This is a genomic window from Streptomyces sp. NPDC047525 (assembly GCF_040643025.1).
Lineage (GTDB): Bacteria > Actinomycetota > Actinomycetes > Streptomycetales > Streptomycetaceae > Streptomyces > Streptomyces durmitorensis.
Genome location: NZ_JBEYTL010000003.1, coordinates 229,324 through 242,587 on the forward strand (window position 1 = coordinate 229,324; position 13,264 = coordinate 242,587).

Consider the following 13,264-nt stretch of genomic DNA (forward strand, 5'->3'; position numbering starts at 1 on the left):
CGAACTCAGGACGACTTGGCGGGGCTCTCCTCCTCGTCGCCGTTGTCGCTGGTGTCGCTCGGGCCGATGCGGAGCTCGAAGTCACCGTCGTACTGCTCGTGGCCCGCGATCACGGCCTTCTCGACGGCGTCCGTACCGTGCTCGCCCCGGACGATCAGCGGGTCGTGGCGCAGGTCCCGCATCATGGCCACGCACATCCCGATCATCACCAGGGTGAAGGGCGCGGCGACCAGGATGGTCAGATTCTGCAGGCCCGTGAGGGCGTTGCCCGACCCGTCGCCGATGAGCAGCATGATCGCCGCCACGGCTCCCGTCACGACGCCCCAGAACACGACCACGAGCTTGCCCGGTTCGAGCGCGCCCTTCTGCGAGAGCGTGCCCATGACGATCGACGCGGCGTCGGCACCCGAGACGAAGAAGATGCCCACCAGGATCATCACGAGGAGGCTGGTCACCGTGGCGATCGGGTACTCGTGCAGCAGACCGAAGAGCTGGCCCTCGGGGGTCGACTCGCCGCTGAGACCACCGCTCTCCTTGACCTTCATCGCCGATCCGCCGAAGACGGCGAACCAGATGAGGCTGACGGTGCTGGGCACCAGGATGACGCCGCCCACGAACTGCCGGATCGTGCGTCCCCGGCTGATCCGTGCGATGAACATGCCCACGAAGGGCGTCCAGGAGATCCACCAGGCCCAGTAGAAGACGGTCCAGCTGCCCAGCCAGTCCGACACGCCCTTGCCGCTCGACGCCTCGGTGCGTCCGACCAGCTGGGGCAGATCGCCGAGATAGGCGCCCAGCGAGGTCGGCAGCAGGTCGAGGACGATGACGGTCGGGCCCGCGATGAAGACGAACACGACGAGCAGCAGCGCGAGCACCATGTTGATGTTCGAAAGCCACTGCACGCCCTTCTCCACACCGGAGATGGCGGAGGCCACGAAGGCCACCGTGAGCACGGCGATGATGGCGACGAGCAGGCCCGTGCTCGCGTTGTCCATCCAGTCGAGGACCTCGAAACCGCTGCCGATCTGCAGGGCGCCGAGGCCAAGGGACGCGGCGGAACCGAAGAGCGTCGCGAAGATGGCGATGATGTCGATGACCCTGCCCCAGGCGCCGTTCGCGTGCTTCTCGCCGATGAGCGGCGTGAAGACGGCGCTGATGGTCTGCCTGCGCTTGCGCCGGAAGGTGCTGTACGCGATGGCGAGACCCACGACGGCGTAGATCGCCCACGGGTGGAGCGTCCAGTGGAAGAGGGTCGTGGCCATCGCCGTTTCCATCTTCGCCGCCGAGTCGGCGGGATCGGTGCCCGGCGGGGGCGTGGTGAAGTGGGCGAGCGGTTCGCTCACGCCGTAGAACATCAGACCGATGCCCATACCGGCGCTGAACATCATCGCGACCCAGGAGATGGTGCGGAACTCCGGCTCCTCGCCCTCCTCACCCAGGGTGATCTTCCCGTATCGGCTGATGGCGAGCCAGAGCGCGAAGACCACGAACCCGCTCGCCGCCAGCATGAAGGCCCAGCCGCCGTTGTGGATCAGGCCGTTGAGCATCTTCGTGGAAGTGCTCTCGAGCGAGTCCGTGGCGACGGCGCCCCAGACCACGAAGGCCAGGGTGAGCACGGCGGTCACACCGAAGACGATGCGGTCGGTCTGGGGATGGCTGCCGCCATGCGCGGCATGCATGAGGTGCCCGTCCCCTCCCCCGTCGCCCGCTTTCTGTTGGTCTTGCGTCACAAGCACACCTCTCACGGTTTCGCATTTGTACAAACTCTGTGGTCCGCTACCCAGTACCACATGTGACGCACCTATCAACCACTCAACAGTCGGTGTCGGGCGAACCTGTGACCAGGTGATAGGGAGCACGCTCGTCGAGAAGCAACGGTACGAGCGAACGAGCGGATTGCCTCATCGGTACGTAGGCGCCCTTTCCCTCCTTCTTGACCTTCACTCCGTGCAGGGCGAGTTCATCCTTGATGCCGCCGTACTGCGCGGCGTCGAGCCGGTATCCGCAGGGCGGGTCCTGGATCACTTCGGACGGCTCGGCGGGGTCGTTGTCCGCGCCGCCGAGATAGATGGGCCCGCGGTCGCGGAACCCTTCGAGGCGGGCCGCGCCGGTGGCCGCCTCCAGTTGGCCGCGCCGCTCGTCGGCGTAGGCGAACAGGCCGCCGAGTGCGGAGAGTTGGGACTCGACGCGGCGCCGGTTGTTCAGCGCCTCGTCCTTCTTCTCCGCGTCGGTGAGCGGGTCGACACGGCTCTCGATGAGCAGGCCCGCGGCGTGCTTGATGCCGGAGACGTTGCGCAGGATGCGCTCCTGGCCGTCGCCCGCGGTCTGCTTGATCGGGTCACCGGTCACGGGATCGGTCCAGATCCCGTACGTTCCCGTCGTGTATCCGGACTTGTTGGCGGCCGGCCTGACATACGCCTCCGAGAGGGTCTTCGCCTCGCCGTGCACCGCCTCGTCGGTGTTGAGGTTGCGCGGCCACAGGTCGAACAGGTCCTTGTCGTAGTACTTGGGGGTGGCCCCGTACTCGTGCAGGTCGTAGATGGAGTCCGGCTGCCGGTCGCGGATGACTGCGGCCATGGCGCGGGCCTCCGCCGTCTGCAGGGAGATGTGGTCGCGGTTGATGTCGACACCGTCGGAGTTGCCGCGGGTGTCGGCCGCGCGGCCGTCCGGGTTGGCGGTCGGGACGACGAGGAGCGTGGTGCGCGAGAGGAACGTCCGGGTCTCCTTGTCCTTCGCGTACGCCAGGTCGCGGATCGTCGACAGACACGCGTCGCGGCCCGACGGCTCGTCGCCGTGCTGGCTGCAGATCAGCAACACGGTGTTCTTCGTGGGGCGTTCGCCGATGCGGACCAGCTGGACGGGCCGGTCCTGCTTAGTGGTGCCGATGCGCGCGACCGAGACCCGGTCGGTCGACTTGTCGATCGCGGCGAGGAACTTCTGCTCCTCGGGCTGACTGGTCCAGCGTGCGCCGTTGGTCTCCTCGAATCCCGTGCGGGGCGGGGTCGGCGTCGCCTGCGCGGGCACGGTCAGGAGCGGTGCGGCGAGCGCGGCGGCGGCGCAGGCGAGCGCCAGGGTGCGGACGCGGGGCGTGAGGCCGGTGCGGGGTCTCATGAAGTGCTGCCTCCCGGTACGGGGCGGAACGGACGCGGCGGGGCCACGCCGTCGAGACGGGATTCGCGGGGGGTGACGGTCCCGGAGGTGCGGAATGCTCCGGCGCCGCCGACCAGCGGCACCTTCGCCGATGTGCGGGACAGGTCGATGGCGAGGGTCGGGGTGTCGGCCGGGGGATCGATCAGGTCCTTGTCCGTGCCCGCGACGATCAGCGCGAGGCGGTGCCCCTTCGGTACGACGTGGTCGCTCGCGGCGAGGTCGAGGGTGATGGTGTGCGGCTTGCCCGGCGTGAGGGGGCGGCCCTGGTGGTCGTCGGCCCAGTTGCCGAGGTCGGCCCAGCCCCGGCTGAACACGGTGTAGTCGACGTCGGCGGTCTTCGCCTGCGTCTCCTTGAAGCAGGAGCTGTCGCCGGTGGTGCTCGGGCCCCAGCAGGTGCGTTCGGGGAGCGTGGTGATGCCCTCGCCCGCGCTCGCGTAGTCACGGATGGTGGCGGGGCCGAGATCGACGAGGACCGCGGAGAGGTGGGCGGTGCGGGTCGTCGGGGTCGCGGTGACGGTCACCTCGGAGGAGCCGGAGAGCCGCAGGTCACGGCCCAGGGGTTTGCTGATGAACCCGGCCTTCGAGGGAGTGGATGTGTCGATCTGCGCGGCCCAGTCGGTCTCGCTCAGCTTCGGGTCGTCGGTGAAGGTCTCGCTGCCGGTGCCGGGGCGCGTGCCCAGGGTGCCGACGCCGGGTGAAGTGCCCTTGCCGGGGCGCAGCTTCACCGTGTCCGTGGTGCGCGGGGGCCAGACGCGGTCGGTGCTCCACTGCCCGGGGGCGCGCTCGATGTCGGCCATCGGCTCGCGGTCGATGCCGTTGTCGTAGCCGAGGAGCTCGTGGTCGAACCAGCGGTGCAGGGTGCGCACCCAGTCGCCGCGGCGGAAGTCGAACGGGTCGACATGGCCGGTCTGGCTGAGCCACACCTTGCGGTCGACGCCCTCGTCGGCGAGCGCGTCCCACCACTGGCCGAAGTGCTTCATCCGGACGTTCAGGTCCTGCATGCCGTGCACGGCGAAGACGCTGGCGCGCACCTTGTCCGCGTCCGGGGTGTGGTCGCGCTCGCTCCACAGCCGGGTCCAGTCGCCCGTGCGGGGCGCTCCGTCCACGAGCCGTTGCTGTACGGCGCCGCAGCGGGCCCGTGCCTCGGGGCTCTCCACGTAGTCCGAGAGCCACTCGGGTCCGCTGTCGTAGAGCGGGGCGCCCTTGGCGAAGTAGTAGTCGTACCAGGAGGAGATCGCACCGATCGGGACGATCGTCTTCAGGCCCTTGACGCCGGTGGCGGCCACGCCGTTGGCAATCGTGCCGTCGTAGCTCTTGCCGATCATGCCGGTGGCGCCGTTCGTCCAGGACGCCTTGGCACCCTTGCCGCCGGTGCGGGTGGTGTAGCCGCGGGCGCGGCCGTTCAGCCAGTCGACGACGGCCTTGGCGGACTGGACGTCGGAGCGGCCGCCCACGTCCACGCAGCCGTCGGAGCGGTTCGTTCCCGCGAGGTCGACGGCGACGAATCCATAGCCGCGGGGCACGAAGTAGTTGTCGTAGTAGAGCGGGAACTGGACGGGGTTGCCGTCCGCGTCGTACGTCTTCTTCTGGCTCTCGTTGCCGCGCCCGCAGCAGGAGTAGTACGGGCTCGCGTCCATGATCACGGGTATCTTCCGGCCCTGCGCGGCCGGTTCACGGGGCCGGACGATGTCGACGGCGACGCGGTCGGACTTCCCGTCGCCGTCACCGTCGATCTTCGTGTCGACCCAGACGGACTCGCGGATCGCGCTCTCGTACGAGTAGACGGGCTTGCTCTCACGTGGGGCGCTCGGCGCCCCTTGGGCTGCTCCCGGGCTCACGAGGGTGGCCAGGAGGGCGGCCAGGGCCGCCGTCACCAGTGGTCTGATGATCAAGCGTGTGCGTCGCGCACGTATCGGCATGGCGCGGAAGGTACACCGGTCAACTCCCGCGCGACAGAGGGCCGCACGTACGGACGACAGGCTCATGGGGCGTTTTGGCACATGTCGGCCGAATGGCGATCGTGTGACAGCAGCGACCATGGACATGACGCGTGGCCCCGGGGCTCAATATGGTCGAGCCATCTACCGAAGTGCCCCTACGACTTGGAGCTCTTGTGCACCGCAGACTCATCGCCCCTGGCGCGCTCGCGGCCTCTCTGCTGCTGGCGATCCCGGCATCGGCCGACGCCGGGGGTGTGGGGGGATCCCCCACAGAGCACAGCACGCCCGGGGCCCCGGGAATCGGCGATCCCTATTACCCGGCGAGCGGCAACGGCGGCTACGACGTCTCCCACTACGACCTGCGGCTGAAGTACCAGCCGAAGACCGACCTGCTCGAAGGCACGGCGACCATCAACGCCACCACGACGCAGGATCTCTCCCGCTTCAACCTCGACCTCGGCCTGAAGGTCAGCGAGGTGCGCGTCAACGGCAAGAAGGCGGCCTTCAAGAAGTCCGGCGAGCAGGAGCTGGAGATCACTCCGGCGGCCGGCCTGCCCAAGGGCACGCCGATCACCGTCGTCGTGCGGTACGCGGGCAAGCCGTCCGAGGTGAAGATCAACGGCTTCACCGCGTGGGCCCGTACGCCGGACGGCGGCGTGGCGGCGCAGGAGCCGGAGTCGGCCGCCTGGTGGTACCCGTCCAACGACCACCCGCTCGACAAGGCGACGTACGACGTCTCGGTCTCCGTGCCGGACGGCTCGCAGGCCATCTCCAACGGCGTGCTCCAGTCGCAGAGTTCGAAGCTGGGCTGGACGCGCTTCAACTGGCGCTCGAACAAGCCGCAGGCCAGCTATCTGACGACGCTCGCCGTCGGCAAGTTCGACATCACGACCGACAAGACCGCGGACGGACTGCCCGTCCTGAACGCCTACAGCAAGGACCTCGGCGACAACGCGGGGGCCGCGCGGGCGAGCATCGAGCGGTCGACCGAGGTCGCGGAGTGGCTGGAGGGGGTCTTTGGCAAGTACCCCTTCAACGCGCTCGGCGGGTACGTCCCGAACGTGACGAGCGGCTTCGCCCTGGAGACGCAGACGCGGCCGTTCTACAGCCCGAAGCAGTTCGCGAACGGGTCCAACGTGTCCGTCGTGGTGCATGAGCTGGCCCACCAGTGGTACGGCGACAGCGTGTCGGTCGACGGCTGGAAGGACATCTGGATCAACGAGGGCTTCGCGCGGTACAGCCAGTGGCTGTGGTCGGAGAAGGAGGGTGAGGGGACGGCGCAGGAGCTCGCGGACTACGTGTACGCCCAGCACCCGGCCGACGACCCGTTCTGGAAGGTCAAGCCGGGTGACCCGGGGCCGGAGAACCAGTTCGACATCGCTGTGTACGACCGCGGGGCGCTGGCCCTGCAGGCGCTGCGCAACGAGATCGGCGAGAAGTCCTTCTCGGCGATCTTGAAGGGGTGGCCGAAGGAGCACGCGTACGGGAACGCGAAGGTGAGTGACTTCGTGAAGTACGCGGAGAAGGTGTCCGGGAAGCCGTTGGCGTCGCTGTTCGACGCCTGGTTGTTCCAGCCCTCCCGGCCGGACGCTCCTGCCGCGCGGGGCGCGGGGATTGCCCGGTCCTCCGCTTCGGGTTCGGCTGCCGCGCCGAAGTCGTGGAAGTCCATCGCTGCGACGAATGGTGTGCACGACCACGGTCACTGATACTGAGCCGCCGCTTCGCGGCGGATGTTTCCCGCCCACCCACCCGATTGCCCGGCGTCAATCGTGTGGGTGGGCGCCCCTGGCCTTGCGGGCCAGCGGCAGGTAGCGGAGGTGTTCCGGCAGGCGTGGGACCACCGTGCGCACGACCTTGCCGAAGCGGCGCAGCCTCCGCTCCTGGGTGTCCGTCCACGGCAGGCCTATGGCCGACCTCGCGTCCGGTGGCATCAGGCCGATCGTGATGAAGCGGCGGAAGCGGGCCAGGGGCGGCAGAAGCAGGGGCCACAGGATGCGCAGGGTCACCCGGAGCAGGTAGGGGCCGCGGTCCGGTGGCGGGACCGGGCGGTCCGTGGCGACGAGGTCGCGGACGACCTCCGTCTCCTCCAGCTCGTCGGCCAGGATCTTCGCGTAGTACGGCCAGAACTCCTCGACCGTCTGCGGCATGTCCCGGTCGTGGATGCCGAGGATCCGGCCGACCTGGAGCCACTCCGCGTACAGCTGCCGCTCCTGCGCCTCGGTGAAGGGGCGGCCCAGGTACTTCTGGGCGTGGTGGTAGACGGGGAACCCGGTGGCGTGGACCCACGCGTAGTAGGCGGGCGTCAGCGCGTGGTAGTCGCGGCCGTGCGCGTCCGTGCCCCGGATGTCCTTGTGCAGGGCGCGCAGCCTGCGGCCCTCCTCGGCCGCGCTCTCGCCGCCGTACACCCAGGTCTGCAGCGACCGCAGCGACCGCTCGCCGCGCCCCCACGGGTCGGTGCGGAAGACGGAGTACGTGTCGACGCCGGCGCCCACCGCGGGGTGCGCGACCTGCATCGTCAGGGCGGCGGGCAGGGCGAGCAGGGCGCGGACGTCGCCCGCGATGTCCCACAGGATCCCGCCGGGCGGTGGCAGCTCGGGAGCCTGGCTGCGGCTTGGCATCACACGGCTCCCAGGGGTCGGCGGGCCCGCCGGTCGGTGCCCGGTTTGTGTGTGTTCCAGTATGCGACGGCCATGGTCAACGCGATCCGCAGGGGCGGCGGCACCAGCGCCATCGCGATCCGTACGAGCCGTGCGACGCGGCGCAGCGCGCGCTCCTGGCGAGGGGTCCAGGCCAGGCCGAGCCGCTCGCGGAGCACCGGCGGCAGCGTGCCCACGTTCACGAGCAGCGCGTAGTGCGCCGACAGTGCCGCGAAGGGCCGCCAGAGCAGGGACGGGATCCACCGCACCGGCGGCTTCTGCGGGCGCGCCAGCTCGTCGAGCACGTCACGCACCGACTGGTTCAGCTCAAGGCGCTCGCGCACCATCTCGTCGTAGTACGCGCAGAACGCCTCCCAGTCCGGCGGCAGATGGTGGTCCTTGAGGCCCCATACGCGCCCCACGTCCCGCATCTCCTGGTAGTACGCCTCGGTGTCGGCCGCCGAGAGACCTCTGCCGAAGATCCGGTGGCCGTCGTACCCGCCGCGCACGAGCGTCGCGTGCACCCAGTGGTACGCCTCCGGGTTGAGGGCGTGGTAGCGGCGCCCCTGATCGTCGACGCCCTTGAGGTGCTCGTGCATCGCGCGGATCCGGTCCGCCTCCGCCGTGGCCGCGGCCTGTCCGCCGTAGATCACCGTGCTGAGCGAGGAGACCGTGCGCCACAGGCGCTGCCACGGTTCGGCGCGGAAGTCGGAGTGCTGCTCGACGCCCGCGCCGACGACCGGGTGGGCGACCTGGAGCAGCAGCAGTTGGGGCGAGATCAGAAAGTTCCGGGTGTCTCCGAAGTAGCGCCAGGCGGCGCCGCCGCGCCGTGGCGCCCGTATGTCGCTCATCACGACTCCCTCCGTCGAATCTGCGTCAGCAGTGTTGACGCCATCGATGAAACAAGTCAATAGTCCTTGTAACTTTGACTCATCGGATGAGAGGGGTCGTCAAATGGCTTTAGGTGACGGCGAGTTGAGTCCCGAAGGGCGTACGCACTGGAAGAGATCGGCCCTGATGTTCGTGCCCGGCGTCGCGGCGGTCGGCGCGGTCGTGATCGCCCTGGCGCAGGGCGCCATGGCGGCCTCCTTCGCGGTGTCGGGCAAGAACTTCAAGGTCTCCGCCGAGGAGATCACCGGGCGCGGGATCTCCAGCTTCCCTTCCTCGCTGAGCAGTTCGGACGGCAAGGGGCACGCGGTGCTGCTCGCCGGGATCAAGAGCGGCACCGCCAAGGGCGTGTGCCTGTCGATGAAGCAGAAGCTGCCGCTGGTCGGCGAGGTCTCGATGATCGTCAGGTCCGGTGACGGCAAGCCGATCAAGGGCGAGAACCTCGTCGTCAACGCCGACGCGCTCACCAGCGGCGGCGGCCGCGTCACCGGCGTCCAGGCGGGGCGTGACGCCTCGACGCTCGACGAGGCGCCGGGCGTCCAGGGCCCCAAGGGGCTGTTCGGCGTGCAGGCCTCGGGCGCGGTCGCCCGTGACGTGCGGTCCACGGCCTGGGCGTCCAACGGCGGCTCACTCACCCTCGACAAGGTCAGCATCCAGCTGAGCCGCGACGGCAAGGAGTGCTACTGACATGCCGTCACAACGGACTCCTGACGTGACGGCGGAGCGTGCCGCCGAGAGGACGTGCGCATCGTGATCGGACTGGTGCTCGGCTTTGGGGCCGAGCTGGCCAAGGAGACCGGGGCATGGCTCGACCGGCTGCTTCCGGCGCCCAGGCTGCGCAGGACGCTGCGGTCCTGGCGCCGGCGCAGACCGTTCTGGGCGGGCGTGTGGACCGGGCTCGGCGGCCTGGAGATGATCTTTCTGCCGCTCGCGCCGCTGCCCCTGATGCTCAAGGTCGGCATCGGCGCGATGTCCGCGATCGGGGTGGGGCTCGTCCTCGTCGCGGGCGGTCTCTTCTTCGTGTTCGCACCCGCGCAGCGGATGTTCGTGTCGGTGGTGACGGCGATCGCCTCGCTGGTGTCGCTCGCGACGACGAACCTGGGCGGGTTCGGGATCGGCGTGGGACTCGGCCTCCTCGGCTCGTCGATGGCGTTCGGCTGGCTGCCGCATGCTCGAACGCCCGGCAACGCGTGCGATCCGGCTCCGGGGGCACCCGGAGCCGGTGCGGAGGGCTTGCGCCCAAAAGCACGTGAGGGCCGCGTCCGGCGGCGTCCCGTGGCCGCCGTGCGGCGCGGGACGGGCGTGGCCCTCTCTCTCGCGCTCACCGCCGGATTCCTCATCGGCGTGCCCGGCACCAGCAGGGCCGCGGAGAACTGTCCCGAGCCTGCCGGGTCCGCGCCCCTGCCCTGGCCGCTGGACGGGCTCGGGCTCGGACTGCCCGACGTACAGCTGCCGTGGGAGGCGGGGGAATGCCCGGACGACACCGGCACCGGCACCGGCACCGAGCCCGATCCCCGGCGGGAGCAGCCGGACGAGCCCGACGCGAAGGACCCGCCCCGCTAGGCCCCGCCCCGCGAAGACGTGCCCTCGGAAGACGCGCCCTCCGAGGACCGCCGAGCCGACGGAGACCCCCGCGACGCCCCCGCCAAGGTCTCCCTCCCCTGCCTCACCGGCATCGACACCGGCGGCGCCGACAACCCCCCGCCCAACGGCAGGCCCCCTTCCGAGTCCGCCGAGTCCGCCGAGCCCGGTGAGATCGGCGAACCCGGCGACCTCACCGCCCTCAAGCCCCCGCTCGTCGTCGGCGACCACCCGGGACCGGGCCGCGCCACGTACCCCGTCAGCCCTTACCACCCCACGGTGAGCGCGGCCCGGCTCGCCGCCACGGACGCGATCATCCACGGCTCGACCTATCTGCCGACCGTCGGCGGCGGCCGCGTCAAGGTGCTGTGGGTGCACGCGCAGCGCATCGTCGCCCGCGACTACCACTTCGAGGTCAAGGGGCCCGACGGGTCGACGCACGTCCTCGACGTGCAGCTCGACATCCGCGACGTCGATGTCTACGCGACCTACCTGAAGGGCGCCGTCGAGATCCCGTTCCTGAAGGTCAAGACCCCGCAGATCTGCATCGGCGCCGACGTCATCCCGGCCAATCTGCCGGTCGCCGTCCAGCTTCCGGAGCTCACCCTGGAGCCGGTGACGGCCGGTCAGGTACTCGTGGACGCCGCCGACGTCCGCTACACCGTACTCAGCAGCTCGCCACGCCGATAGGAGAGCGTCCATGGGCCGCTACAGCCGACTGCGCGAGATCCGCCGCATGGATCCCGCCCGCGACTACGCACACATCCACAAGCTCGTCTCGCAGTACGAGTTCCCCTGGGACTACGCGCAAGGTGTGAGCATCGCGTTCCTGCGCGACTACGGCGTGCCCCGCATATCCCAACTCCTCGACCGTACCCAGGAGTTCGAGAAGGCAGGCCAGAAGCGCTACGACGACACCGTCCTGTTCGGCTTCGAGATGGCGCAGGACGGCTTCGACTCCGAGCGCGGCCGGGCCGCCGCCCGCCACCTCAACCGCATCCACGGCAAGTACCAGATCCCCAACGAGGACTTCCTGTACGTCCTCGCCACCACCGTCGTCGGTCCCAAGCGCTGGATCGACCGCTTCGGCTGGCGGACCCTGTGCGCCAACGAGGCCGAGGCCCTCGCCCTCGTCGGCCACAAGATGGCGCGGATGATGGACATCGACGGCTCCCCGACGACGTACGCCGGATTCGAGAAGCTCCTCGACGACTACGAAGCTCAGATGTTCGCCTACGATCCGGCCAACCGCCGGGTCGCCAACGCCACGTTCCGCGTGATGGCGTCCTGGTATCCGCGTGCCGCACGCCCCTGGGTGGCGCGGCTCTCCCTCGCCCTGCTCGACGAACCCCTGCTGCGCGCACTGGGGTTCCGGTCGCAGCCGCGCTGGGTGCGGGCCGCGGCCGAGCGCGCCGTCCGGGCCCGCTCGGCCTTCGTGCGTCTGCTCCCCGCGCGGCCGGACCGCCGGCCCGCTCTTCCCAAACCCCGGTCGTATCCCTTCGGTTACACCCTCGACGACCTGGGTCCGCACTGGGCGCAGGGCCGCCCGGTGCGGCCGCTGCCCGACGAAGTACCCCTGGAGCGCTGACTGATGACCACTTTCGTCGTACGTTCCCCCGCCACCGGAGAGCCGGTCGGCGAGCATCCGGTGCACGGCGCCGACGACATCGCGCACGCGGTCCTGCGCGGCCGGGGTGCCGCCGCCGTATGGGCCGGGCTCGGCTGGGCGGGACGCCGCTCGCGGCTGCTCACGTGGAAGCGCTCGCTCGCCGGGCGGATGGACGAGCTCGCCGGGACGGTGGCCGCCGAGACGGGCAAGCCCGCGCACGACGCGCGCGCCGAAGTGCTGCTCGCCCTGGTCCACCTGGACTGGGCGGCGCGCCATGCCCGTGGGGTACTGCGGGCGCGCCGGGTGCCGTCGGGGCTGCTCTCCGTGCATCAGCGGGCGCTGCTCGGCTACCGGCCGCTTGGCGTGGTCGGAGTGATCGGACCCTGGAACTACCCCGTCTACACCCCCATGGGTTCGATCGGCTACGCGCTCGCCGCGGGCAACGCGGTCCTCTTCAAGCCGTCCGAACTGACGCCGGGCACCGGGGTGTTCCTCGCGGAGAGCTTCGACGACGCCGTTCCGGACTGTGCGGGGCTGCTCCAGACGGTGACCGGGCCCGGGTCCACCGGGCAGGCGCTCGCGGAGGCCGGGGTCGACAAGGTCGCGTTCACCGGGTCGCCGGGGACGGCGCGGAAGGTGGCGGAGGTGTGCGCGCGGTCGCTGACGCCGCTCCTCGCGGAGTGCGGGGGCAAGGACGCCGTGCTCGTGGGCGCGGACGCCGACCTGACGGCGGCCGCGGACGCGGTGGTGTGGGGCGCGATGGCCAACGCGGGGCAGACCTGCGCGGGCGTGGAGCGGGTGTACGCGGTCGAGTCCGTGCACGAGAGGCTGTGCGCGCTGATCGTCGAGCGGGCGCGGTCGCTGGACGCCGGGACCACGTACGGGCCGATGACGCTGCCTTCCCAACTCGGCGTGGTGGAGCGCCACATGAAGGAGGCGCTGGCCGCAGGGGCACGGGCGCCGCTGGGCGGCCCCGAGTCCGTGCGCGGGCCCTATGTACATCCGGTGGTCCTGGTGGACGTGCCCGAGGACTCGCCCGCGATGACCGAGGAGACCTTCGGACCCGTGGTCGCGGTGAACCGGGTGCGGGATCTGGACGAGGCGGTGCGGCGGGCCAACGCGTCGGCGTACGCGCTGGGCGCGGCCGTCTTCACCGGGTCGCGGCGGTCCGGTCTCGACGTGGCGGGTCGGCTCAACTCCGGTGCGGTGGCGGTGGGTTCGGTGCTCGGGTTCGCCGCCGTGCCCGCGCTGCCGTTCGGCGGCACCGGGGAATCGGGGTACGGGCGGATCCACGGCGCCGAGGGGCTGCGGGCGTTCGCGGTGCCGCGGTCGGTCACGGTGAAGCGGTTCGCGCCGTACGCGGATCTCACGTCGTTCGCGACGGCGCGGGAGAAGACGGCACGGGCGGTGGAGCTGGGCCGCAGGCTGCACGCCCGGTTCTAGCACTCAGCTCACGCAGA

The 13,264-nt window shown here is 70.4% G+C and carries 11 protein-coding genes; 6 read left to right on the forward strand and 5 right to left on the reverse strand.

The genetic code is table 11. The features are described from left to right. Positions 1-5: 5 nt before the first annotated feature. The 3 genes from ABZ833_RS10045 to ABZ833_RS10055 form a co-directional block, all read right to left on the reverse strand. The gene (locus ABZ833_RS10045; protein WP_361043654.1) at positions 6-1,679 is read right to left on the reverse strand and encodes a BCCT family transporter; all 1,674 of its coding nucleotides are present in this window, start codon (positions 1,677-1,679) and stop codon (positions 6-8) included. A gap of 133 nt (positions 1,680-1,812) precedes the next feature. Continuing rightward, positions 1,813-3,111, reverse strand: a complete 1,299-nt coding sequence (locus tag ABZ833_RS10050) for a M14 family metallocarboxypeptidase (RefSeq protein WP_361043657.1) — start codon at positions 3,109-3,111, stop codon at positions 1,813-1,815. Continuing rightward, the gene (locus ABZ833_RS10055; RefSeq protein WP_361043660.1) at positions 3,108-5,069 is read right to left on the reverse strand and encodes a Xaa-Pro dipeptidyl-peptidase; all 1,962 of its coding nucleotides are present in this window, start codon (positions 5,067-5,069) and stop codon (positions 3,108-3,110) included. The genes ABZ833_RS10050 and ABZ833_RS10055 overlap by 4 nt, the downstream gene beginning before the upstream one ends. 194 nt (positions 5,070-5,263) lie before the next feature. Here ABZ833_RS10055 and ABZ833_RS10060 point away from each other — a divergent pair, with 194 nt between their 5' ends. Further along, entirely contained in the window at positions 5,264-6,796 is a 1,533-nt protein-coding gene (locus ABZ833_RS10060; protein ID WP_361043662.1) for a M1 family metallopeptidase, read from the forward strand. Positions 6,797-6,853: 57 nt separating this feature from the next. Here the strand turns inward: ABZ833_RS10060 and ABZ833_RS10065 are convergent, their stop codons facing one another. Next, on the reverse strand, positions 6,854-7,708 hold the full coding sequence (locus ABZ833_RS10065; protein ID WP_361043664.1) for an oxygenase MpaB family protein: 855 nt from the start codon (positions 7,706-7,708) through the stop codon (positions 6,854-6,856). Next, positions 7,708-8,577, reverse strand: coding sequence for an oxygenase MpaB family protein (locus tag ABZ833_RS10070; protein ID WP_361043666.1), 870 nt, complete (start codon positions 8,575-8,577; stop codon positions 7,708-7,710). The genes ABZ833_RS10065 and ABZ833_RS10070 overlap by 1 nt, the downstream gene beginning before the upstream one ends. A gap of 103 nt (positions 8,578-8,680) precedes the next feature. On the opposite strand from ABZ833_RS10070, the gene ABZ833_RS10075 reads away from it, so the two are divergent. From ABZ833_RS10075 to ABZ833_RS10095, 5 genes are all read left to right on the forward strand, one after another. Next, positions 8,681-9,301 (forward strand): DUF6230 family protein, encoded by a 621-nt coding sequence (locus ABZ833_RS10075; protein WP_361043668.1) that lies wholly within the window; start codon positions 8,681-8,683, stop codon positions 9,299-9,301. 63 nt (positions 9,302-9,364) lie between these two features. Then, positions 9,365-10,177 (forward strand): DUF6114 domain-containing protein, encoded by an 813-nt coding sequence (locus ABZ833_RS10080; RefSeq protein ID WP_361043670.1) that lies wholly within the window; start codon positions 9,365-9,367, stop codon positions 10,175-10,177. A gap of 18 nt (positions 10,178-10,195) precedes the next feature. Next, positions 10,196-10,885, forward strand: a complete 690-nt coding sequence (locus ABZ833_RS10085; RefSeq protein ID WP_361043673.1) for a hypothetical protein — start codon at positions 10,196-10,198, stop codon at positions 10,883-10,885. Between the two features lie 10 nt (positions 10,886-10,895). After that, entirely contained in the window at positions 10,896-11,783 is an 888-nt protein-coding gene (locus ABZ833_RS10090; RefSeq protein ID WP_361043675.1) for an oxygenase MpaB family protein, read from the forward strand. A 3-nt stretch (positions 11,784-11,786) separates the two neighbouring features. Beyond that, positions 11,787-13,247, forward strand: a complete 1,461-nt coding sequence (locus ABZ833_RS10095; RefSeq protein ID WP_361043679.1) for an aldehyde dehydrogenase family protein — start codon at positions 11,787-11,789, stop codon at positions 13,245-13,247. The last annotated feature ends 17 nt before the right edge of the window (positions 13,248-13,264 follow it).